Origin of the sequence: Burkholderia sp. AU6039 (assembly GCF_002223365.1) — a bacterium.
GTDB lineage: Bacteria > Pseudomonadota > Gammaproteobacteria > Burkholderiales > Burkholderiaceae > Burkholderia.
In genome coordinates, this window is record NZ_NKFK01000005.1 from 381,179 (window position 1) to 402,962 (window position 21,784).

17 protein-coding genes are annotated in these 21,784 nt (G+C 64.4%); 8 read left to right on the forward strand and 9 right to left on the reverse strand.

The features are described from left to right. Positions 1-32: 32 nt before the first annotated feature. Both CFB39_RS19510 and CFB39_RS19515 read left to right on the forward strand, forming a co-directional pair. On the forward strand, positions 33-1,877 hold the full coding sequence (locus CFB39_RS19510) for a peptidase S10 (protein ID WP_089474072.1): 1,845 nt from the start codon (positions 33-35) through the stop codon (positions 1,875-1,877). A gap of 53 nt (positions 1,878-1,930) precedes the next feature. Next, on the forward strand, positions 1,931-2,362 hold the full coding sequence (locus CFB39_RS19515; RefSeq protein ID WP_089474073.1) for a 2-oxoglutarate dehydrogenase: 432 nt from the start codon (positions 1,931-1,933) through the stop codon (positions 2,360-2,362). An 80-nt stretch (positions 2,363-2,442) separates the two neighbouring features. Here the strand turns inward: CFB39_RS19515 and CFB39_RS19520 are convergent, their stop codons facing one another. After that, on the reverse strand, positions 2,443-3,447 hold the full coding sequence (locus CFB39_RS19520; protein WP_089474074.1) for a helix-turn-helix domain-containing protein: 1,005 nt from the start codon (positions 3,445-3,447) through the stop codon (positions 2,443-2,445). Between the two features lie 175 nt (positions 3,448-3,622). Between CFB39_RS19520 and CFB39_RS19525 the strand changes: the two genes are divergently transcribed. Continuing rightward, positions 3,623-4,870 carry a D-arabinono-1,4-lactone oxidase gene (locus CFB39_RS19525; protein WP_089474075.1) on the forward strand — a complete coding sequence of 416 codons (1,248 nt, stop codon included), beginning with the start codon at positions 3,623-3,625 and terminating at the stop codon, positions 4,868-4,870. 33 nt (positions 4,871-4,903) lie between these two features. After that, complete coding sequence (locus CFB39_RS19530; RefSeq protein ID WP_089474076.1) at positions 4,904-5,683, forward strand: SDR family NAD(P)-dependent oxidoreductase; 780 nt, start codon at positions 4,904-4,906, stop codon at positions 5,681-5,683. A gap of 129 nt (positions 5,684-5,812) precedes the next feature. Here CFB39_RS19530 and CFB39_RS19535 read toward each other — a convergent pair whose 3' ends face one another. Both CFB39_RS19535 and CFB39_RS19540 read right to left on the reverse strand, forming a co-directional pair. Further along, complete coding sequence (locus CFB39_RS19535) at positions 5,813-7,345, reverse strand: amino acid permease (protein WP_089474077.1); 1,533 nt, start codon at positions 7,343-7,345, stop codon at positions 5,813-5,815. A 349-nt stretch (positions 7,346-7,694) separates the two neighbouring features. Continuing rightward, positions 7,695-8,705: a GlxA family transcriptional regulator gene (locus CFB39_RS19540; RefSeq protein ID WP_089474078.1), complete on the reverse strand. Its 1,011-nt coding sequence runs from the start codon at positions 8,703-8,705 to the stop codon at positions 7,695-7,697. 88 nt (positions 8,706-8,793) lie between these two features. On the opposite strand from CFB39_RS19540, the gene CFB39_RS19545 reads away from it, so the two are divergent. Continuing rightward, positions 8,794-9,897, forward strand: a complete 1,104-nt coding sequence (locus CFB39_RS19545; protein ID WP_089474079.1) for a DJ-1/PfpI family protein — start codon at positions 8,794-8,796, stop codon at positions 9,895-9,897. Between the two features lie 135 nt (positions 9,898-10,032). Here the strand turns inward: CFB39_RS19545 and CFB39_RS19550 are convergent, their stop codons facing one another. Next, positions 10,033-11,529: an aminotransferase class V-fold PLP-dependent enzyme gene (locus CFB39_RS19550; RefSeq protein WP_089474080.1), complete on the reverse strand. Its 1,497-nt coding sequence runs from the start codon at positions 11,527-11,529 to the stop codon at positions 10,033-10,035. A 190-nt stretch (positions 11,530-11,719) separates the two neighbouring features. Here CFB39_RS19550 and CFB39_RS19555 point away from each other — a divergent pair, with 190 nt between their 5' ends. Then, a complete protein-coding gene (locus CFB39_RS19555) occupies positions 11,720-12,343 on the forward strand; it encodes an NIPSNAP family protein (RefSeq protein ID WP_256991426.1) in 624 nt (207 codons plus the stop codon). Positions 12,344-12,361: 18 nt separating this feature from the next. Here the strand turns inward: CFB39_RS19555 and CFB39_RS19560 are convergent, their stop codons facing one another. From CFB39_RS19560 to CFB39_RS19580, 5 genes are all read right to left on the reverse strand, one after another. Then, positions 12,362-12,676, reverse strand: coding sequence for a TrfB-related DNA-binding protein (locus CFB39_RS19560; protein ID WP_089475604.1), 315 nt, complete (start codon positions 12,674-12,676; stop codon positions 12,362-12,364). An 18-nt stretch (positions 12,677-12,694) separates the two neighbouring features. Then, positions 12,695-12,952 carry a PAAR domain-containing protein gene (locus CFB39_RS19565; protein WP_089474081.1) on the reverse strand — a complete coding sequence of 86 codons (258 nt, stop codon included), beginning with the start codon at positions 12,950-12,952 and terminating at the stop codon, positions 12,695-12,697. A gap of 79 nt (positions 12,953-13,031) precedes the next feature. Further along, positions 13,032-14,513 (reverse strand): virulence factor, encoded by a 1,482-nt coding sequence (locus CFB39_RS19570; RefSeq protein WP_256991427.1) that lies wholly within the window; start codon positions 14,511-14,513, stop codon positions 13,032-13,034. Next, complete coding sequence (locus tag CFB39_RS19575) at positions 14,510-16,822, reverse strand: hypothetical protein (RefSeq protein ID WP_089474083.1); 2,313 nt, start codon at positions 16,820-16,822, stop codon at positions 14,510-14,512. The genes CFB39_RS19570 and CFB39_RS19575 overlap by 4 nt, the downstream gene beginning before the upstream one ends. A gap of 19 nt (positions 16,823-16,841) precedes the next feature. Continuing rightward, positions 16,842-19,529 carry a type VI secretion system Vgr family protein gene (locus CFB39_RS19580; protein WP_256991477.1) on the reverse strand — a complete coding sequence of 896 codons (2,688 nt, stop codon included), beginning with the start codon at positions 19,527-19,529 and terminating at the stop codon, positions 16,842-16,844. Between CFB39_RS19580 and CFB39_RS40875 the strand changes: the two genes are divergently transcribed. Further along, a complete protein-coding gene (locus CFB39_RS40875; RefSeq protein ID WP_256991486.1) occupies positions 19,425-19,802 on the forward strand; it encodes a hypothetical protein in 378 nt (125 codons plus the stop codon). The two genes, CFB39_RS19580 and CFB39_RS40875, sit on opposite strands and share 105 nt — an antisense overlap. A gap of 615 nt (positions 19,803-20,417) precedes the next feature. Beyond that, the gene (locus CFB39_RS19585) at positions 20,418-21,674 is read left to right on the forward strand and encodes an MFS transporter (RefSeq protein WP_089474085.1); all 1,257 of its coding nucleotides are present in this window, start codon (positions 20,418-20,420) and stop codon (positions 21,672-21,674) included. Positions 21,675-21,784: the final 110 nt, after the last annotated feature.

Consider the following 21,784-nt stretch of genomic DNA (forward strand, 5'->3'; position numbering starts at 1 on the left):
GTGTGAAACGGTATCCGAATCAAAGGACAGAGATGAAACCAGACAGGAGCTGTACCGGCAGCCGCCGTGGCCGTCACGGCCGGTTGGCCGGGCTAGGTGCATTGACCGTCATGACACTGGCGCTCGCGGCATGCGGCGGCGACGATTCGTCGTCCGTCGGTGCGTCGAGCCTCGCGCAGGCCACCGCCAGCCAGCAGGCCAGCGCGCAACAGGCGGCCGGGCAGACGCCGGCCAACCAGCCGTACGTCGACCCGGTCGCGTATTCGATGAATGCGACCGACGGCCTCGCCCCCGGGCAGGTGTCCGAGAAAACCGCCGTCATGCATTACCAGTGGAAAAACGGCGGCACGACCGTCAACTACACGACCACCACCGGCCACCTGACCGCGCAGGACGCGAACGGCAACCCGGAAGCGTCGATGTCGTATGTCGCGTACACCGCGCCGAGCACGAACGGCAAGCCGCGCCCCGTCACGTTCGTCTATAACGGCGGCCCGGGCTCGTCGTCGATCTGGCTGCGGCTCGGCTCGTTCGCACCGACCCGCGTGGCCACGCCCGATCCGCTGTTCGGCAGCAACTGGCCGAACTATCCGCTCGTCGACAACGCCGAAAGCCTGATCGACACCACCGACCTCGTGTTCATCGACCCGCCCGGCACCGGGCTCTCGGAAGCCGTGTTGCCGAACACCAACCAGAAGTACTGGGGTTCGGATGCGGACGTGAACATCATGCGCGACTTCATCCAGCGCTACCTGAACGTCAACAGCCGCGGCACGTCGCCGATCTACCTGTACGGCGAATCGTACGGCACGCCGCGTACCGACATGCTCGCGCTGGCGCTCGAATCGGCCGGCGTGCACCTGACGGGCATCGTGCTGCAGTCGGCGATCCTGAACTACTTCGCGGATGCGGTGGAAGCCGTGGCGATCACGCAGTCGACGGAGGGGCTGCTGCTGGAAACCGATACCGTGGCCGGCTACCTGCCGGGCTATGCGGCGGTCGCGGCGTACTTCAACCAGGTGTCGCCGGCACCGGTGAACCCCGGTCTGTACGCACTGCAGACGGAACTGTTCACGACGCTGATCTACAACCAGCTGCAGAAGTACTCGCAGTCGTGGGTGTTGAGCCAGCTCGGCATTCCGGATGCGCTCGGCACGCCGGTGTTCCCGAGCGATGCGACGCTCAAGCTGTGGTCGATCCCGTCGAGCCTCACGCAACAGGCGCTGCGCGGCTATTTCAACGCGAATCCGTTCGGCACGAGCCTGCTGCCCGGGACGACGATCGGCCGGTATGACGGACGCGTGTCGTTGCCGAATTCCGATCCGCGCCTGCAGAACGACGGCGACCCGTCCGACATCCTGATCTCGCAGCCGTTCACGAACGCGCTCGCGACGCAGATGCCGGATTACCTCGGCTACACCGCACCGAACGCGACGTACCTGCCGCTGAACGACAACATCATCGGCGTCTGGGACTTCACGCACGACGGCCAGCCGATGCCCGACACGATTCCCGATCTGCTCGGTGCGCTGCAGCTCAACCCGAAGCTTCGCGTGCTCGCGGAGAACGGCTTCCACGATCTCGCGACACCGTTCTTCAACACCGAGAAGCAACTCGCGCGGCTGCAGACGGTGAAGGGCTTCAATCCGAAACTGCAGGTGAACTTCTTCCAGGGCGGCCACATGATCTACCTGGACGACGTCGCCCGTCCGCAGATGAAGCGGGACCTGAAGACGTTCTACAAGGGGGCGCGGATTCCGACGGCGCTGACGCTGCACATGCTGCCGCCGCCGTGGCCGGATGAAAACCCGCCGAGCGTGCCGACCGGCAGCGTCCCGGGCGCGACCGCCGGGACGACGCTGGCGGCGGCCCCGTGAGCGAGCCTGAGCGACGGACTCCTTGTCAAAGGAACCCTCTATTCATCCATTGAATGCGAGTGATCATGTCCCTAATCAAATTGATGCGGTGGTTGTCTCCGTTGGTCGTCCTCGGTGCCGTGATGAGCAGTGCCTACGCGTTGCCGCCGCAGGCGGTGGCGCCGGTGAAGCTGCCGCACGGTGGGCGCGGTGTCGACGGTCCGTTCTTTCCCGCCACGAAAGCAGCGCCGGTGTTGCCGTCGACCGGTGCGACGCTGCAGCAGCAGGCGCAGCAGCGTGTCGATGCGCGGCTCGGCGCCAATACGGTGCTGAGCAACGGCGCGGCCGTGACGAAGGCGCAGGCGCAGAGCAGTGGTCTCGGCTTCGTGTCGAAGCACTTCGACGAGATCGATGCGAAGCACACCGGCCGCGTGACGATGAGCGATGTGCGGCAGTTCATCCAGCAGCGGCAGGTGCAGGCGCAGCAGGAACAGCAGGACGAGTGACGTAGCAGGCAGGGCGGTGGCCGGTGCGGACGCCTGCGCACCGGCCGCCGGACGATGAACGACAGCGTGAACGACAGGCGCTAGAGCGCCTGGCGCGCGTAGCGCTTCGCGGTGGCCGACGGCAGTTCGCCGAACATCGCGCGATAGTCCTGCGCAAAACTGCTCAGGTGCCAGAAGCCCCACTTGGTGGCCGCGGTCGTCACGGAGTCGCCGAGCCGCAGCTCGCGGCGCACGTGGTTCAGCCGCACGGCCCGCAGGTACGCGATCGGGTTCAGGTTCAACGTGTCCTGGAACGCGTATTGCGCGGTGCGCCGGCTGACGCCGAGCTCCACGCACAGCTCGGCGATCGACAGCGGGCAGGTCGATGCATCCTGCAGCCGCTCCCGCACCGCATTGACCAGCGACCAGTACTTCGTCGTGCGCACGATCCGTGCGCCGGCCTCTTGCGTTGCGGCCGTCATCACTTCCGAGATCGCGTACAGCACGGTGCGTTCGAGCAGTTCGATCCTGTCCTGCGTCGTCACGTCGTCGATGCGGGTGGTTTTTACGGCGGCGGCCAGTGTCTGGCGCAGCAGGTCGCGCAGATGATCGGCCACACCGGTCGCCATCGGGATCACCGGCGCATGGGTTTGGGCGCGCAGTGACGCGGCCACCGTGCGCAGCGCCTGCGTCGACAGCTTCTCCGGCTCGATCTCGACGTTCACGAGCAGATGGCGGTCGGGCGAATAGAACTCGAAGGCCGGCTGGCTCGAGAACACGTGCAGGCTGTCGCGCCCGCTCTTTTCGCCGCACAGGCGCGCATGCCCTTCCAGCTCCAGCGGCACGGCCACGGCGATCCGCTCCGTCGGCACCGCGCCTTGCTGCAGGATGACCTTGTCGAGATCCTCGACAAGCAGCTTGATGCCACCCAGCGACACGATCGACGACGAGCCGTGAAATCGCCCACCGGAGATCTGCGTGTAGTTCATGTTCCAGCCGTCGAACGCGCGCGCCTGTTCCTCCACGTCGGTGAACGCGCAGAACGCGACCGTTCGCGCGAACAGCGGATCGCCGGAGAAATCGCTCGGGTGGGCAGGCGGCGTCATCGGGGGCGGAGGCGGGAACGGGCGGGCCGGATCGATTCATTGTAGCCGCTTGTCGCGCCGGTCAAAAAGCGCCGGACGGGCATCGTCTCGTCAAAACCCTGACTTGCCGAAATCCGATAGTGGAAAACCTTTCGGTACCTTACCGTTGGCACCCATACGACGCTGGAGAGACGTGATGGAACTTCCCCGTGGCGGATTCTGGAGAAACTGGGTCGGCAATCAGTCGTGCGTGGCCGCGCACCTGGCGTCGCCCACCAGCGAGGCCGAGATCGCGGCACTCGTGCATGCCGCGACGCGGCAAGGCAAGCACGTGCGGTGCGCGGGGTCGGGGCACTCGTTCACGCCCGTCGTGGCCACCAGCGGCCTGCTGCTGTCGCTGCAGGACTACCAGGGCATCGTGGATGTCGACGAAGCGCGCAAGCGCGTGACCGTGAAGGCCGGCACCAAAATCAATGCAGTGACGCGCCACCTGAAGGCACTCGGCCTGTCGCTCGTCAACCAGGGCGACATCGATTCGCAGGCGATTGCCGGCGCGCTGGCCACCGGCACGCACGGCACGGGGACGACGCTGGGCAACCTGTCGTCGCAGGTCGTCGGAATGCGCATCGTGCGCCCGGACGGCTCGATCATGAAAGTGAGTGACCGGCAGGACCTCGACCTGCTCCATGCAACGCAGGTGAACATCGGGATGTTCGGCGTCGTGTCGGAGATCACGCTGCAGGTGACCGATGCGTTCTGGCTGCACGACCGCGTGTGGCGCGAGGACTTCGACGCGCTGATGGAGCAATACGACGACCTGGCCGCGAAGCACCGGCATTTCGGTTTCTTCTGGTGCCCGACGTCGGCCAGCCGCGAGCTTTACTGCCTGCCCGACACCACGAAGGTGTCGAATTCGAAGAAGGACTACGACGTGTGCGAGATCAAGGTGATGGATATCACCGACGCGCGCACGCTCCATGAAGGCGAGCACGAGAAGATTGCCTACAGCTCGGAGGTGTACGCGATCCACTACGTGCCGAACTTCCACGAGCTCGAGTACGCGGTGCCCGCGCAGCACGGCAAGGAAGCGCTGCGCCGCGTGCGCGAGCTGATCCTCACGAAACACCGCGACTGCATTTTCCCGGTCGAGTACCGCTTCACGAAGGGCGATCCGGCGTGGATCAGCCCGTTCAACCACCAGGACAGCGTCACGATTTCATGCTCGGGCGGCCCGAACGGCGTCGACTACTGGCCGTTCCTGAAGGACGTCGACACGATCCTGCGCGACTACGGCTCGCGGCCGCACTGGGGCAAGCTGCATTTCACGAACCGCGAGGACGTCGATCGCTGGTTCCCCAAGGCCGAGGCGTTCCGCGCACTGCGACGCAGCGTGGACCCCGAAGGCTATTTCCTCAACGATCACCTGCGGACGCTGTTCAGTTGAGCAGACCGAACGAACCAGAATGGAGCACGCAACATGAATGTCAAGATTGACGGCCGCCTGGCCGGCAAGGTCGCGATCGTGAGCGGCGGCGCCGGCGGCTGCGGCGGCGCGGCGTCCGAACTGTTCGCCGCTCAGGGCGCGAAGGTCGCGATCATCGACCGCGATGGCGACGCCGCCGACACGCTCGCGTCGCGGCTGCGCGATGCGGGCCTGCAAGCGATCGGCCTGGGCGCCGACGTGTCGAAACAGGCGGAAGTCCAACGGGCCGTGCGCGCCGCGCGGGAGCAGTACGGCAATGCGGACATCCTGTTCAATCACGCCGGCACGCTGATCGTCAAACCGTTCCTCGACATCGAGGAATCGGAGTGGGACTGGCTGATGGGCGTGAACGTGAAGAGCATGTTCCTGATGACGAAGGCGGTGCTGCCGCAGATGCTGGAGAAGGGGCGCGGCAGCATCGTCTGCACGTCGTCGATTTCGGCGGTGTGCGCGACGCCGGGCGAAGTGCTGTATGACGCGACCAAGGGCGCGTGCCACATGTTCGCGCGGGCGATCGCGGTCGAGTATCGCGACCGCGGCATTCGTTGCAACGCGCTCGCGCCGGGGTTCATCCGCACGCCGCACGGGATGCGCGAACTGAAGGACCTGCAGGCGATGGGCGTCGACGCGACCGAGGCGGCGATCGCGGTGCAGCAAGGCCGGCTGTGCGAGCCGTCGGAAGTCGCGGCCGCCGCGCTGTTCCTCGCGTCCGACGAGTCGAGTTTCGTCAACGGCACGCACCTGTTCGTCGACAACTGTTTCTCCGCCGTCTGATCGCGGATGCTCGCCAGATTCAACCGCTGCAAGGCGGTTGAATCTCGTCGTTACGCGTGGACATGAAAAAACCGACTCGCGGCACGAAGCCAGCGAGTCGGTTTTTTTTCAACCTGCTTCGAATCCGCTTCAGACAGACGGATCGACGTTCGCCTCGAGTTCGCGGATGCGCTCGAGATTGCGCGTGTCCTTCAACACCGGCGGCCCCGCGAACGTGTTTCGCACGCCGAAGCCATACCAGATCACCATCAGCACCACGACGAAACCGACGAGCACGTACAGCACCTTCTCGTTCGGCGGCTGGATGCCGACATACGCGAGCACGCACGCGCCGACCAGCGCGAGCAGCGCACACGGCTTCGACCAGATTCCCAGTTGAAACGGGCCCTTGTCGGTCCACGAGCGGCCTTCGGCCAGCATCCCGGAGCCGATCGGCATCGCATACGAGATGAACAGGAACACCGCGCTGCCGGCACTCAGCACCGAGAATGCGTCGCCGTACAGCGTGACGACGATCGCGAGCACCGCGCACGTCCAGATCGCCGGGCCGGGCGTCCGGTGCGTCGGGCTCACGCTGCGCAGCAGCTTCGACGCCGGCAGCCCGCCGTCGCGTGCGAACGCATACACCATCCGCGACGTCGACATGATCGCCGCGAGCCCGCACACGTAGTTGATGAAGAACATCGCGAGTTCGAGGGTGACGCGCAACGCCTTCGGAATCGGCGCGAGAATCGCTTCGAAAAAGCCGGTGCCCTGCTTCATGCTGGCGGTCAGGTCGGGCATCACCAGCACGAACGCGCACACCATCACGTAGCCGAACACCGCGGACCAGAACACCGACCCGATGATGCCGCGCGGCACGTTTTTGGCCGCGTCATGCGTCTCTTCCGACGTGTGCGCGGAAGCGTCGAAGCCGGTGATCGTGTAGGTCACGAGCAGCAGGCCGGACAGGAACGCGAGCGGCGTGGCCTGCTTCGGCCATGCGCCGCCATCGACGCCGGTGAAATTGGTGAACGTCACGAGCCGATGCGCGTCGAACGCGACCGGCGAGTAGACCAGCAGCGACACCACGAGCGCAATCGTCACCACGAAGATGAGGTAGCCCGACAGGTCGGTGATCTTGCTCGCGATCCTGATGCCGCGCGCATTCAGGATCGCCTGCGAGATCGTGATGAACGCGATGAACGCCGTCTGATGCCACCAGGTCAGGCTGTCCGGGCTGACGCCGAACATCGGCGCGATCAGCGTCTTGAAGAACGGATCGTAGGTGCCGAAATTGATCGCGGCGATCACGAAGATCAGGCCGATCAGGTTGAGCCACGCGGTCATCCACCCCCATTTCTTCCCGCCGAGGATCGCGCCCCAGTGATAGAGGCCGCCGGCCGTCGGAAACGCGGACGCGATCTGCGACATCGACACCGCGACAATTAGCGCGAACAGCGAGCCCAATGGCCAGCCGAGGCCGATCGACGCGCCGCCGGTGGCCGAAAACGCGAGCTGGAACGCGGTAATGCCGCCCGACAGGATGCAGATCACCGAGAACGACACCGCGAAGTTCGAGAAACCGCTCATCCGTCTCGACAGTTCCTGCGCATAGCCCATCTTGTGCAGCAGGCTTACGTCACTGTCGGTGCCTGAATCAGGCTGGCGTTTTGCATCCATGGTCGCTCCGTCACGAATGTCCTGCGTGGCAGGACCGTCATCGCCGCCCGGGCCAAGGAACCTGGCCCGCTCCTGGGATTCGTCGGCGGCTCGCGATGCCGTGTCGAGCGGCCATCGCATGCCAGTCCGATGCGTGAACGGTATGAAATCAAATTTCCCGGCTCTATCAGATTTCGGCAATGGAGTGAAAATCCCGAGGGATGCACCGGAACAGGGCGTATCGGCCCGTTTCGTCGCCGGGAGGAGCGGGAGCGTGACGGAGGCGCGGCGACGGTGGCGGCGGTGGCGGGCGATCGCCGGATCGCCGCCAGGCAAGCGGCCCCGGACGCAAGCGGGAACCGGCGACGGCCTATTCGGTTTTCGGCGTGCCGTGTCGCGGTCCGAACCGGGCGCGATAGTCGCGCGGGGAGACGCCGACCTGCTTCGCGAACGCGCGCTGCAACGCGTCGACGCTGCCGAATCCCGACCGCTCGGCGATGCGTTCGAGCGGCCAGTCGGCCCGCTCCAGCAGCGCCTTCGCGCGCTCGACGCGTGCGGCCAGCACGAACTGCGCGGGCGATCGTCCGGTCTCCTTCAGGAAATTGCGCGCAAACGAGCGTTCGCTCATGTGCATCCGCGCGGCCAGCGCGGCGACGCCGAGATCGCCGGCCGGATCGTCGGCGATCTCGGCGAGCAGCGCGCGCATGCGCGGCGTCGCGTTGGCCAGCGAGCCGAGCCCGACGCTGAACTGCGCCTGTCCGCCGGGCCGGTGCATGAACAGCACGAGTTCGCGTGCGACCGCGAGCGCGGTCGGCGCGCCGCAATCCGCCTCGACGAGTGCGAGACACAGATCGATGCCGGCCGTCACGCCGGCCGACGTATGGAAGGGGGGATCGCTGACGTAGATCGCGTCCGGTTCGATCCGCGCGTCGGGACGGAGCGCCTGCAGCATCGCGCACTGGTTCCAGTGCGTGGTCGCGCGCCGGCCGTCCAGCCATCCGCCCGCCGCCAGCACGAACGCGCCCGTGCAGATGCTCGCGATGCGCCGCGTACCGGCGACCTGCGTGCGCAGCCACGGCAGCACGCCGGCTTCCGACGCGGCGTGGCGCAGCGCCGCTTCATCGCCGCCGGCGACGATGAGCGTGTCGATCCGCTCGGGCAGCGCCGCGAGCGCGGCCGTGCCGGCGAGGCGCAGGCCCGCGTGCGTGACGATGTCGCCGCCGTGTTGCGACGCGAGCGTGAGCCGGTACGGCGCGGCATGGTCGGGAAGATGACGGTTCGCGACCGCGAACACTTCCATCGGGCCCGTGATGTCGAGCGACTGGACGCCTTCGAAGCCGACGACGACGATGTCGCGTGCCGAACAGGTTGACGGGGACATGGCGGAAAGTGCGGTGGAGTTGTCCTTGTGACCGCGAGCATGATCCTTGTAATTTTCCGGACATGCAATCGACGGAAGCGGGTGAACGATGCGGGGACGGAAGACAGGCGGGGCGGTGCTGCTCGTTTGCGCGATGCTGGGCGCAAGTGCAGCGGGGTGGCATGAGCCGGTGAAGGCGGAGGACGCACGACCGGTCGCCCAAACGCTGACGATCGGCGCGCCGAAGGCGGGCCGCACGCGGCCGCTCGTGGCGATCGTCGCGGACAACGCCGGAACGGAGACGACCGATTTCATCGTGCCGTACACGCTGCTGAAGACGTCCGGGGCGGTCGATGTCGTCGCCGTATCGGCCGATGAAGGCGAGGTCGAACTGATGCCCGCGCTGCGCATGCTGGCCGATACGACGTTCGACCGGTTCGATGCCGCGACCGCTGCGGGGGCCGACGTGGTGATCGTGCCCGCGCTGCATCGCGCGGACAGCCCCGCCGTGCTGGCGTGGTTACGCAAGCAGGCCGCCGCCGGCGCGACGATGGTGGCGATCTGCGAGGGCGCGGAAGTGCTCGCGAACGCCGGCGTGCTGCGGCATCGTACGGCGACGTCCCACTGGTATTCGCGCGACAGTTTGCGGCGCCGCTTCACCGATACGACGTGGGTCGACGATCGCCGCTATGTGATGGACGGCAACGTCATGACGACGACCGGCGTGTCGGCGTCGATTCCCGCTTCGCTGGCGTTGGTGAGTGCGCTGGCCGGGCCGGCAGCGGCGCGCGAGACGGCGCGGCGCGTCGGCGCGCACGCATGGAGTGACGTTCACGACGGCAGCCGGTTCGCGTTGACGGCGCGTGCGGTGGCGGTTGCGTTGACGAACCGCGTCGCGTTCTGGCGGCACGAGACGTTCGATCTTCCGGTCGAAACCGGGTTCGACGAGCTACCGGTTGCGTTGACCGCCGACGCGTGGGCGCGGACCTGGCGCAGTGACGTCGTCGCGACGGCAGACGCGCGCGTGGTCGAGTCGAGGCACGGGCTGCGGTTGCTGGCGCAGCCGGCGAATGCGCGGCACGCGCGCATGACGGTGCCGGCTGACCGGCGCGGGGAAGCGGTGCTGCCCGGTGTGCTCGGCGACATCGCGGCACGCTACGGCGATGCGACGTCTGGCTGGGTCGCGCTGCAACTGGAGTATCCGAAGCAGTAGCCGTTGTGCGTGCTGCGCTTGTAACGGAATTCACCGGCGCCGGGCAGCGGAAATGTAGAGGCACGGCCGTTTCATGTCGATCTCCTCGCGAACGCTGTGCCGCTCACGCGCTGGCGGGGCGATGTTCCTGATCGATCAGACAGAGGCCGGAGCTTCGGCCGTCCTCCGGGCGGACAGCCGACTCCACAGCATGCCGGAGCGGCTGCCGCTGCGGCAGTACGCGAGCACCGGCTTCTGCAGCGTGTCGACCAGTGCACCGAAGGCATCGATTTCCGCATCGCCGATGCCGTCGCGCTCGACCGGCAGGTAGCGTGCTTCGAGGCCCAGTTCGCGGGCCGCTGCGGCGATTTCGTCGAACGCCGGATGGGCGTCGCCTTCGCCGTCCGGCCGGTTGCAGATGACCGAGCGGAAGCCCGCATTGCGGATCGCCTTCAGGTCGGCCGGCGTGATCTGCCGCGACGCGGAGAAGCCGTTCGCCGCCGTCGCGCGACACTGTTCGATCGCGTGGCGGAAACAGGCGATCGCGAAATCGACATCCTGCTCCGTCGTAAAGCGGCCGAAGCTCACGCGCACGGTGCGGCCGGCCGTTTCCGCATCGAGGCCGATCGCGGTCAGCACGTGGGACGGTGCGCCGCTGGTCGAGTTGCAGGCGGACGTCGACGACACGGCCAGCGCTTCGCCGAGCATGAACGGGAAGAAGCCCGGCGCATTCACTGTCAGGCTCAGCGTGTGCGGGATGCGGCGCGCGGCGGCCGCGTTCTGCGTGACATCGCCGAGTGCGACCAGCGCGTCCGTCAGGCGCGCGCCGAGCGCCGCGATTCGAGCGGCTTCGCCGTCGAGCTTCGCAGCGGCCAGTTCGCATGCCACGCCCATGCCAACGATCTGATGCGTCGCGAGCGTACCCGAACGCAAGCCGCGCTCATGCCCGCCGCCGTGAATCTGCGGGGCGATCTGGTCCGCGATGTCGCGGCGCACGAACAGCGCGCCGATCCCCTTCGGGCCGTACACCTTGTGCGCGGACATCGACAGCATGTCGATGCCGAGCGCGCGCACGTCGATCGGCGTCTTGCCGAGCGCCTGCGCGGCGTCGACATGGAGCAGCGCGCCCGCGTCATGCACGATGCGCGAGATTGCGCCAATATCGGTCAGCGTGCCGAGTTCGTTGTTCACGAGCATCAGCGACACGAGGCCCGTATCGGGGCCGATGGCGGCAGCGACTGCGTCGGCGGTGATCTCGCCGTCGCGCGTGGGCGTCAGGAACGTGACCGTCGAGCCGTGCTTCGCCAGGTTCGCCATCGTGTCGAGAATGGCCTTGTGCTCGATGCGGCTCGTGATCAGGTGGCGCTTGCCGGTCGCGTTTTCCGCATAGCCCTTCAGTGCGAGGTTGTTCGATTCGGTGGCGCCCGAGGTCCAGACGATCTCGTCGGCGTCCGCGCCGATCAGCGCGGCGACTTGCGCGCGGGCCTGCTCGACCTTGTCTTTCGCGAGCCGGCCGGCGGCATGCGAGCTCGATGCCGGGTTGCCGAAGATGCCGTCGAAGCCGAGGCAGGCCGTCATCGCTTCGATCACGCGCGGATCGGCGGGCGTCGTGGCGGCGTAGTCGAGGTAGTGCAGCGTGGTGGTGTCGCTCATGTCCTTCTCATGCTCGTTTCTTTCGGAATGGAAGAAATGATACGGGGGACAGAAGGGAAAAAGGATCCAAAGTTGGCTGGTGATTGCGCTTGATATGGAATAACGTTTTATCTAATTGTGGATTGGGGGAATTTATTTTTCTGGCGGCGGGCGAGTGCGATTTGCGTGCCCGCTGCCCATTTTGCGAGGGATGATCGCGATGCAGTATGAACTGACGACGTTGTCGTGTTTGCTGCTGGAGCAGGATGCCGTTTCCGCCGGCGCACACCGATGGGTATCGGATCCGGGGGCCGCGGGGCGTCTGCTTGGCGCATGGCGTTCGGAAATCGGCGAATTGGGGCAGATCGTCGTGCTGCGCGGCTTCGATGAAATCGCCGAGCTGCAACAGGAGCGCCGTCGTGCGTTGATGAGCGGCGGGCCGTTCAATATCGACCGTGACCACGTGGGTCTCAGCATGGAAACCTACGAACTGTTTCCGTTCCTGCCTGCGATCGAGCCGTCGACGCTCGGCAGGTTCTACGAATTTCGCCGCTATTGGCTCAAACCGGCCGGGATCGCGCCGACGATCGCCGCGTGGGGGCAGGCCGTCGGCCCCGCGCAAGCCTATACGTCGCATCTCGTCGCGAACATGTACGCGATCGACGGCCCGCCTCGCATCGCCCATATCTGGGGGTTCTCGAGCCTGGAGGAGCGCATGGCATTGCGCGCGCGCCACTATGCCGAAGGGCTTTGGCCGCCCAAGGGCGGACCGCAGCAGATCGAGCGGGCTACGTCGACGATTTGCATGCCGGAGGCATGGTCTCCGCTGGGTTGAGCTTCGGTGAATTGCCGATCAGGTTGCCGAATCTTGTTCGTTCTGAACCGCCAATCGATAGGCATCCCGCACCCATGCCTGGAGTGCGGACTCATATCTGGCCGGGATCGTGATCGTGAGGGTGGTGAGGCGCGTGCAGTTTCCCGGCAGCTCCAGATACCGCTGCCACACCTTCCGTACAAGCTGCGACATCGCGGAACACGTCATGCCGACTTCCGCCGCCACGGCCCGCTGCGATCGGCCCTTGACGAAAATCTCGTGCAGGGCCCATTGGTTCAAAGGCTTGATTCGTGTATTTTGCACGCGCAACAGGCGGAACTGTTCGGCAGTCATGCGTCGGGTCTTCTGCATTCAAACTCGCCCGGAAGTGTGAAGTGAAGAAATCAAGGTCGCGCCGCATGACGTCTTGTGACCATCGAAGGCAGCGTCTCGACCTTCGACCTTGAATGCGGTGTCGCCCTCGGCAATCTCGCAAGCGCCATGAATCGGACACGAGCATGGGTCGCCGCTACGGGCGACCGCGCGCCCCATCACCGTGCTTTTTCGGGCGCCGGATTCGACCCGGCCGCCGTGGGTGTGCGTATCTTCTACCCGGATAATTCCCCGCATGGGATTCCGTCCTCCAAATGGTTTGAGGTCTGACGCGGCGATCACGCTCGGATGAAGCAATCTGCCGCGCCGGTGTGCATCACCATGAATAGCCTTGCATGCCGTAATTCGTATCGTGTCGACGTCCCCACCACGGCAGGTAGGCGTTGTTGCCGCCGCGTGCGCGGAACCAGTCCTTGTCGGGATCGATCGGCGTGAGTGTCGACGGTGGCCGGACAACGACCGCGACCGGGTGATCCGGATCGGTCGTGCCGGCGACGAGTGCGTTGCCGCCGAAGTGATTGATCCGGCCGATGGCGAGCGCGACGTCGGTCAATGCGCTGCCGGTTCCCATATCACCGAGTAGGGCGGCTGTGTTGAATGTCTGCTTCTGGTGGTCGTATTCGGGAAGGGTTTCCGTCAAGGTTTGTGCGAGCGCGGCGACGCGTGACGATGCGGTATCGCTGCCTGCACCTGCGTCGTGGACGATGTACTTGAGATCCGGAACCGCGATGCCGGCGTTGCGCGCCGCTTGGTCTATGGTCGCCTTCCACGCCTGCACGGTGCGCGTCGTGCCGGCCTTCTTCGGAAAATCGAGCGTGTTACCGGTCGCGGCCTTGCTGATCCAGGCGAGGGGTTCACGCTCGGTGTTGAAGGTTGGGCCGGCGAGGAACAGCACGACAAGGTTCTCGTTGATCTGTGCATCTGTGGGCGGGAAGTTGGGTGCGTCCCAGTTCACTACCCAGACGCTCTTGTCGGGGTTCGCCTGCAAGTAGTCGAAGGCTTTGTTCAGAGATGTGAAGCCGGCGTTGGAGCCGCCTTGCGTGATTTGTACGTCGGGGAGCGTGCTCTTACTCCACATCGTTGGAAAATGCGTATTCCCGATCGAAAACGTCCGTCGAATAGAGTCCTGCAAATAGCTTTGCGATTCGGCTGCGTCGAGTCGCTCCGGAATTGCAAGTTCGACACGGATGCCAGCCAGCTCACGCCAGCTCTTCTTATCGTCAGGTTTGACCGTGTAGAAGTATTTCGCATTGCTCGCATAGCGCGAGTGAAGCAGCAGCGGGAACTTGGTCATGTACTTGCTATAGAAACCTTCGAATGTTTCTGTGCCTTCGTTTCCGTATGCAATACCTGCTACCGACTGGAGCGTCGTAAAGGACTTCGGATCGGTCCGCACCATGTCGTCGTTCTTGTTCGGGGACGCGAGTCCTTGCGTCCACAGCAATTGCCATTCGGTTGGATAGTCCATGCGTTGCAACGGATTCAACCAGATCAAACCCACAACCTGCGCGACGAACGGCTTCGCCGCTTCTTCCGCGGATGGCCCTGCATGCGTTACTGGTTCCGTAGCGGGTGCCGCGTGCGCTGACCGTATCGTGGCCGTGGTGAACAGGAGCACCATGAGCGCAGCCAAGCTGGGTACGACTACAAATCGTTTCATCCAATCTCCTATTTCAAGTTGAATCGGGTCCGGTTGTTCTATGTGCGCCATCAATGAGGCCATGAGCACGGCCGCGATCATCCATGCTGCGACCGCAACGGCGACACGTCGTGGCCATGTACCGATCAGTGTCTTCATATCGCTCCCCCGACCTTCAGATAGAACTGACCTTCTCGTTCATCCGTGATCGTGCCCGGCATCTTGCCTTCACTGCTCTCCGCATGTACCCATTCATGCATCGGAAGCCCGTCAAGCTCTCCGCGCATAAAGTACTCGGCGTATCTCTTGTTTTGGCTATTTTTGGGAATACCGTCTCCCATCCGCCAATCCGCCTCAATCCGTAGCGCTTTCATTTGCTCGGGCATCAAATAGCAAACCCCAATCGCCACATCGTACGCAAGCGCCTTTTCGGCATGCTTCGGATTGGTCATCGTCGTGGAGTGATTCGTCGGGCTGTTGGTCGAGCCGCGATCGAGCCAATCGACAATCTGTTTATCGCGCCATTCCTTGTAGCCCTCCGGCATTTCGCTCTTGCCGTCCTCACCGATCACGTGGCCATCACCGTCGAGCCATTCCGTATTCAGCGTTCTCCGCGCCTCCATCCGCATCAACGCGCGGTCCTCGTAACGCTGTCCGGCTTCGCTCTCCGCCGTACCTTGCGCGACGCTGTCCTTGTTCTTTGCCGTGTACTGATCGTAGGGATCGTCCGCGCGCTTGTCTGCCTCGCTCTTGCTTGCGTCGCGCCATGCGGCCGGCGGATCGTTGCCTTCGTTGAAGTCGCTTGTCGCATTGCCGTCCTTCGTTTCGATGGGCTTGCCGAACCGAAACGCCTTCGGCGGGAACGGTTCGTCGAGTGCCGGCGCGTCCGCCACCACGGTCCAGCCCTCCGGCGGAATGGCGTTCACGCGGAACATATTCAATGCCGAGCTGATCTGGGTCACGAAAAACATGATCGGCGCGGATGCAAGCGTGGCCGCTATCCCGAACACGGACTCGTTTCCCTTGAGTGCACCGATGAGGTTGAATTTGGCAGGTGGCGAAGGCGGATACCAGAATCCCGACGTCGTTCCCTTTTTGCCATGCCGCCAGTCATCTTCCCAATACCGATATTGCTCCTGCACGCCGACGTGGAAGCCGGAGGCAAAGACGCGCTGCGTCAGCACGCCGGGGACGCCGATATCGTTCAGCTCGTTCTCGTCGATGCCGCGCCAGCCGATGCCTTGAACCGTGACCGCCGAAATCACTTGGTCGTGTGGACAGCAATACGCGGTGACGCGACCATACGTCGATCCGTTCAGGCCGTGGCGTACCCGATCCTCGTGTGCGGCATACGACCGCTTGCTGGTCGGTGATACCCGTTCGTTCGCCATGTCTTCATCGATCTTGTCTGCGGAAAGTTCATAGGCCTTCCGCGTACCGACGATCGACAGAAACTTGCCGAACGTTTTCGTGCGGGCGGTGTAGGTCTGCCGCCCGCGACGGCCGCCACCGTCCCTGGTCGCGCGTTGCGACCAGGTATCCATGAACGTATCGGATGGATTCGGGCCGTCTGCGCGCGCAAGGCTGTACGGTGCATTCGCCAGCACGTAGGCATCCGCCACGCAACGCCCGCTACGTCCCCACGGATCTTCGACGTCGGGTAGTGCATCGCCGAAGAAAGCCGCGGTAAGGCCCACGATGTTGCCCTGGCTATGGCACACGACGGTGATCGGCACGTCGGCCTGCATGCGGCGAATCGACTCGATCAACCTCGCAAGGCGCAACGCTGCGAGCACGCCATATGCGCGGGGCGGCGCGCGATACAGCGGTCGATTGGTCGGGTTGATCCCCTGGACGGTCAACCACCCGGCCGCGCGGTCGTCGAGGCCGCCGTGCCAGAGATCGGGCAGGCTCGCGCAACCGTTCGTGAACGGGCCGCCGCCCCAGTAGTCCTTCTCGTTCAGAAAGATCTTGTCGCCATACTCTTTCAGCTCAGCGGCGGTCGCCCGATAGCCCCATCGGAAATGAATGACGGGAGAGAAGGACGGGTCGGATTTGATGTAGTTGCCGGACCAAAGCTTCGGATTCAAAAAACCGTCCGGCGTCACGCTTTCCGTGTACTTCGCAGGCACCAGTTGCCCGGCCTCGATACCGCGATACTTGAGTTGATCGTCCAGCCGTCCGAGCCGGCGGTTCAAGCCATCGCACAGCCCCTGCTCGGCGGCCTCGAACCATTCGCCTTCTGAGTTCACCCCATGCACGAAGATGACGATACCGGGCAACGGAAGTTGTTTGATGCAGATCAGCCGAGTGTCTTTCGTCCACATCGCGACCCCTTCGCTCCGGCCGACGACGATCTGCGGCGGCTCCGGGCGCGGCGCAACCGCGTCGGGCACGTCGGTCTTCGCGGCATGCTCGTTGGTGCGGACGTCCGCAGCCGGTCGAGGATCGAGAGATGAATCAGTCATACGGAGTCCTGCGCTTGCGTTAAACATTCTTCTTGGTGAACTGAACCGCCAGCTTCTCGAACCGGTCGGTATCGACCTCCGGCAGTTCCCCGGCCATGTCGGTCGTCAAATCCGACAGCGTTCCCGATGCCTTTCGAATCTGTCCTTCGAACCCGGGTGCCGCGTGACCGTCCGTTGGGCGGACCAGCTTCGGGACGCGGCCGAGCGGACGTTGATCGAACGTCGGCAAGTCGACGCTCATGCTGGCGGGGCCATCCCATGCATGACCGTTCGATTTCACGGTGAACTTGCCGGGGCATCCCAGTTCGATATCGCCGCCATGCAGCTTGAGATACGCGCCGCCGGACGTGACGAATACGACTTCGTCGCTTGCCGTGCCGGCGAGCTTGCCGTCGGCGGCAGTCAACCGGATGTTTTTGCCGGCCTCGATTTGCGTGTCGTCGTTCTGCGATTGAAGGGCGACTTTCCCCCGATGCGCGATCGCCGATACGCCGTTGCCGTGCGCGAACATCGCGATGCCATGCCCGGCATGCAGATTGATCCGCTCGCCGCTCGTGATCTGCATGTGTTGCTGCGCGATCTGATCGATGTTCTCGCCCGCATACATGACGTGCGTTTTCGGCGTGACGTTCAGCGACCCTGCGTGCGCGCCGAACGCCATGAATGCGGAGGCGTCACTTGCCGCGCCCGCTTCCGATCCGCCGGGTTTCCAGTGACGGAACGCGTTGGCGAGGTTGTCCTGGCCGGCCGTGTCGGCGGCGCGACCGCCATGCTGGCCGGCATGATCGCCGAGCGACTTGAACAGCTCCGTGCATTGGTCGAGCAAGCGAATCAGCTCATCGCGATCGAGTTGACCGCCGGTCGCGTGCGACCGCGCATAGGTCGTCAACAGCATGCCCTGGGCGGCGCGCAACGCCGCAGCGGCGTCGGTCCGCAGTTCCGCGCCTTCCCCCCGGTCGCTCCCGTGTCCATCACGACGGGGCTGCGTCAGATAGCCGAGATTCAATTGGGTATGCGCATGTTCGCTCGCCAACTGCGCCGAAATCTGCGACGGCGTATCGTCCAGGCGAAGCTGGTTGTACCGATGTCCGTTGATTTCCTTGGTCTTGATCCCGGACAAGTAACGGTTGCCCGGTAGCGAACCGGTATCGCTGAAGGTCGCGGGCGGGTTCGCGCCGTTGCTCAGGATTCCGATGATCACCAGACGGTCCGGATCGCCCGACAGGCTGCCCAGCAAAACCTCCATGCCGACCCGAGGCAGGAAAAGCGCGCCGAAGTATTTCCCCGCGAGACTTGCTCCGACGCGAATCGGCGCGCTGTCGCCGGCCAGGCCGGTCGTTCCGGCGCCTTGCGCGTGGGCGTGATCGACCGGGTCGTAGCCGTGAATCTGCACGCGCACGCGGCCGGCCTCATCGCAAAACACTTCCTCTCCTTGTGTGCCGACGATCGTGCCGGTGAGCAGGTGAACCGGCGGCACATCGATTCGCGGATCGTAGGAAGGCGTGAGCGGCACGCCGCGTCGCACGCACGTGAAGCTGTTCTCATAGCGCGTGTCCGTTCGTCCCGATGCATCGGCCGGCGCCGGCGGAACGACTTGCGCCAGGTGACGGCTTGCCGTGAACAGCCCGTTCACGCGACCTGCCAGGATCTTCGGCAGGTTGTTCCAGATATCGTGCCGAACCGACGTGACGACAAACTGCCGATGATCGGCGGGCTTCATATCCAGCTCGGGGTCGCCGGTCAACGTGAACCAGTGACCGACCGGCAGGTCGCGCACGCTGCTGATGCCTTCATGGCGGACGGCTTCGAACTGATGCGCGAGCATCCGGTCGTGCGTGAGGCGATCGTGATCGCTCCACGAATCGCCGACGTGCGGAATGTCGATCGCGACGTCGGTCAGCAGGTGCGCGAGGTCGTTTCCCGACTCGCCCTGATCGATGTCGGTGACACTCGTGGATTCGTCTACGCGGGCTTTCTTGTAATCCCACGACGGACGGCTGACTTGGCCGGGCGACAGGCTTTGGCAGCATGCAAAGAGCGTTACCGTGTCGCGTGGTTCGACTCCGGCATCGCGCGGATGGACGCGGACGGTGCCGGCCGGCGCTTCCGTCAGGCGATAGGGATCATCGCAAAACAGGAGGGTGTGGACCGGGCGTTCGTCGGGCATGCCGCTCGCCCCGCCGATCGGTCCCGCCTTCGCAAATACCGTGATGCCGTCCCGACGCAACAGACGCCGGATGAAGCGCGCGTCGGACTCGTTCACCTGCCGTGTCAGTTCGCGCACCGGATAGCGTTCGGCCCGCAATGCCGACAGATCGAAATCGAATGCCTGCGCGAGTGCGGGGCTGCGATGTTTCCACTCATTCATCAGCGTCGCCAGAATGTCGATCACGTTGCACGATCGGAACAGGCGGGCGTTGGTGCGGCGGTCCATCAGCGACAGGGCGTCGCACACGTGCAACTGGTACACGGTCAGTTCACCGTCGGATTGGCCGGTCCGCACGTCGCGCACGATCGCGTTGATCGCTCGAATACCGCCGCGATCGGTCGTCAGCCGGACCGACACGGGTAGACCGAGAAACAGCGCGGGCGACAGATGAGCGTGAGTGGACACGCAGGTCAGTTGCCCGTCGATCCCCGATATCAACCCTTCGCGAATATCGGCGTGATGGAGCGCCAGCAGATGGCCGACCGTGCGTTGCGCCAGCCCGAAATAGAGATCGACAGGCCGCTGGTTGCCGCCCATCAGACCGGGCGCAAAATTTCGGAATGTACTTTCTATCGACATCACCGCAATCTCGTTATTTTCGTTCTCAATTCGGATTGGTTCGAATTGAGCTTTGAGGTAAATAAAAATAAGGTTCTGGAAAATTTGCGATGGAGGGTATCAAACTTATTTGTCGCGATAAATGATTTGATATTTAGAGATGGTTTTTCTATTTCGGGGAGACTGTATTTGACATTCTTTTCGATGGATTGAAATTTGTGTTTGGTAATGAGGGTGAATGTTTTGAATGAGAATTTATTGTTGAGTCGACGGATATTGATTTATTTTTCATCGAAATAAATTGAATGAAAGGTGTGAAGAATAAGATCCATCCCATGTCTGGACGAACTGCGGCGCATTGCGGTGTCGGAAAGGGAGGTGAACAGGATTGCGCCGGTGCTCGTCCGGTGCATCTTGGTTTGCCCCCGTTTTTCGCCCCCCGCTACCCGGCTGTCGACTTCTGTGCATGCATGGCGTGAATGGCGCCTTGCGTGGATGCCCCGATGTCCATGAGGGAATTCCCCCGTGACGCCCGAGCGAGCGTCACTTCGATGCCGCGCCCGCGCTCTTCGCGTTTCCCCGTCGACCATTTCCGGCACCCCCCGGGATTATTTGCATTTCGCGAATGGCGCGTTCGTCGGTTGTTCCATACCCGATTGGCGGCCGTGCACCTATCGTGGTGACGTCGGCTGATTGAACCCAACGCGTGGCACCCGAACGCCAGCCGGCACTTCCTCGCGATTCGCGTCGCACACAAAAGACATCGGACCGGGCTCATGCGCTGGCGCTGCGGCACGCGCAGGCGAACCTGTGTCCACGGAGACGGACATGAAAGCAAACGAGTGGGATACCTCATACGAATGGAAGGCGGTCACGCTGCTGGCGCTCGGCTTCGGGCTGGTCGGCCTCGATCGCTGGCTGATCGCGCCGCTGTTCCCTTCGATCATGAAGGACCTCAACCTGAACGCGCAGGACGTCGGCAACTGCATCGGCGTGCTCGGCCTGTCGTGGGGGATCTTCGCGGCGCTGATGGGCGGCATCTCCGACAAGATCGGCCGCCGCAAGGTGCTGATTCCGGCCATCATCGCGTTCTCGCTGCTGTCGGGCTTCTCGGGGCTGGCGGGCGGCCTGCTCGGGCTGATGGCGATTCGCGGCCTGATGGGTGTCGCGGAGGGCTCGTTCTGCCCGACGAGTTTTGCCGCGACGGCCGATGCATCGCATCCGCGGCGGCGCGGGCTGAACCTCGGCCTGCAGCAAAGCGGCTTCGCGCTGTTCGGGCTCGCGCTGTCGCCGATCATCGCGACGCAACTGCTCGGCTTCGTGTCGTGGCGCTGGGTCTTTGCGCTCGTCGCCGTGCCCGGCCTGATCCTCGGCGCGATCATGTTCTTCGTGATCCGCGAGCCGAAGGTCACGAAGGCCGTCGCGTCGGAGCATGCGCCGGCGTCGCTCGGCCATGTGCTCAAGAGCCGCAACATCCTCGTGGCGATGGCCGCCTTGTGCTGCGCGATGACCGGCGTATTCGTGCTCGGCGCGCTGTTGCCGCTGTACCTGACCGACTACCTGGCGCTCGGCACGCAGAAGATGGGCCTCGTCGTGTCTGCGATCGGTTTCGGCGGTTTTCTCGGGCAATTCGGGTTGCCGGGGCTGTCCGACCTGGTCGGCCGCCGCCTCGCGAGCATCGTCGGCTTCGCCGGGACGGCCGTGATGCTCTATATCTTCCGCGGCCTCGGCCCGCAGCCGCTCGCATTGTTCGGGGTGCTGTTCGTCGCGTCGTTCTTCACGCTCGGGCTGGTGTCGCTGCTGTCCGGCCCGGTGGCGACCGAGGCCGCGCCCATCGGGCTCGTGTCGACGTCGATCGGCGTGGTGGTCGGGGTCGGCGAGATCTTCGGCGGCGGCATCGCGCCGGCGATGGGCGGCTACGTCGCCGCACACTTTGGCATCCAGAACATTCTGTGGCTGCCGATGTGCGCGGTCATGCTGGGCATCGTGGTCAGCCTGCTGCTGAAGGAAACCGCACCGGCCGTGCTGCAGCGTCGGTTGGCGGCCGTGCAACCGGAACTGGCGGCGGGCGAGCAATCGCGGTAAGGCAATACAGCGGCAGGGCGGCGCATGCACGGGCCGGCGTCATCGACGATTGACATCGATTGGGTGACAGAGTGACGCCTCCCGCATGACACAGCCCGTGATCCGCACGG

Coding starts and splice junctions, on each gene's coding strand:
- CFB39_RS19510 (WP_089474072.1), top strand. CDS start 33: ATGAAACCAGACAGGAGCTGTACCGGCAGCCGCCGTGGCCGTCACGGC.
- CFB39_RS19515 (WP_089474073.1), top strand. CDS start 1,931: ATGCGAGTGATCATGTCCCTAATCAAATTGATGCGGTGGTTGTCTCCG.
- CFB39_RS19520 (WP_089474074.1), bottom strand. CDS start 3,447: ATGACGCCGCCTGCCCACCCGAGCGATTTCTCCGGCGATCCGCTGTTC.
- CFB39_RS19525 (WP_089474075.1), top strand. CDS start 3,623: ATGGAACTTCCCCGTGGCGGATTCTGGAGAAACTGGGTCGGCAATCAG.
- CFB39_RS19530 (WP_089474076.1), top strand. CDS start 4,904: ATGAATGTCAAGATTGACGGCCGCCTGGCCGGCAAGGTCGCGATCGTG.
- CFB39_RS19535 (WP_089474077.1), bottom strand. CDS start 7,345: ATGGATGCAAAACGCCAGCCTGATTCAGGCACCGACAGTGACGTAAGC.
- CFB39_RS19540 (WP_089474078.1), bottom strand. CDS start 8,705: ATGTCCCCGTCAACCTGTTCGGCACGCGACATCGTCGTCGTCGGCTTC.
- CFB39_RS19545 (WP_089474079.1), top strand. CDS start 8,794: ATGCGGGGACGGAAGACAGGCGGGGCGGTGCTGCTCGTTTGCGCGATG.
- CFB39_RS19550 (WP_089474080.1), bottom strand. CDS start 11,529: ATGAGCGACACCACCACGCTGCACTACCTCGACTACGCCGCCACGACG.
- CFB39_RS19555 (WP_256991426.1), top strand. CDS start 11,720: ATGATCGCGATGCAGTATGAACTGACGACGTTGTCGTGTTTGCTGCTG.
- CFB39_RS19560 (WP_089475604.1), bottom strand. CDS start 12,676: ATGACTGCCGAACAGTTCCGCCTGTTGCGCGTGCAAAATACACGAATC.
- CFB39_RS19565 (WP_089474081.1), bottom strand. CDS start 12,952: ATGCGGGGAATTATCCGGGTAGAAGATACGCACACCCACGGCGGCCGG.
- CFB39_RS19570 (WP_256991427.1), bottom strand. CDS start 14,513: ATGAAGACACTGATCGGTACATGGCCACGACGTGTCGCCGTTGCGGTC.
- CFB39_RS19575 (WP_089474083.1), bottom strand. CDS start 16,822: ATGACTGATTCATCTCTCGATCCTCGACCGGCTGCGGACGTCCGCACC.
- CFB39_RS19585 (WP_089474085.1), top strand. CDS start 20,418: ATGAAAGCAAACGAGTGGGATACCTCATACGAATGGAAGGCGGTCACG.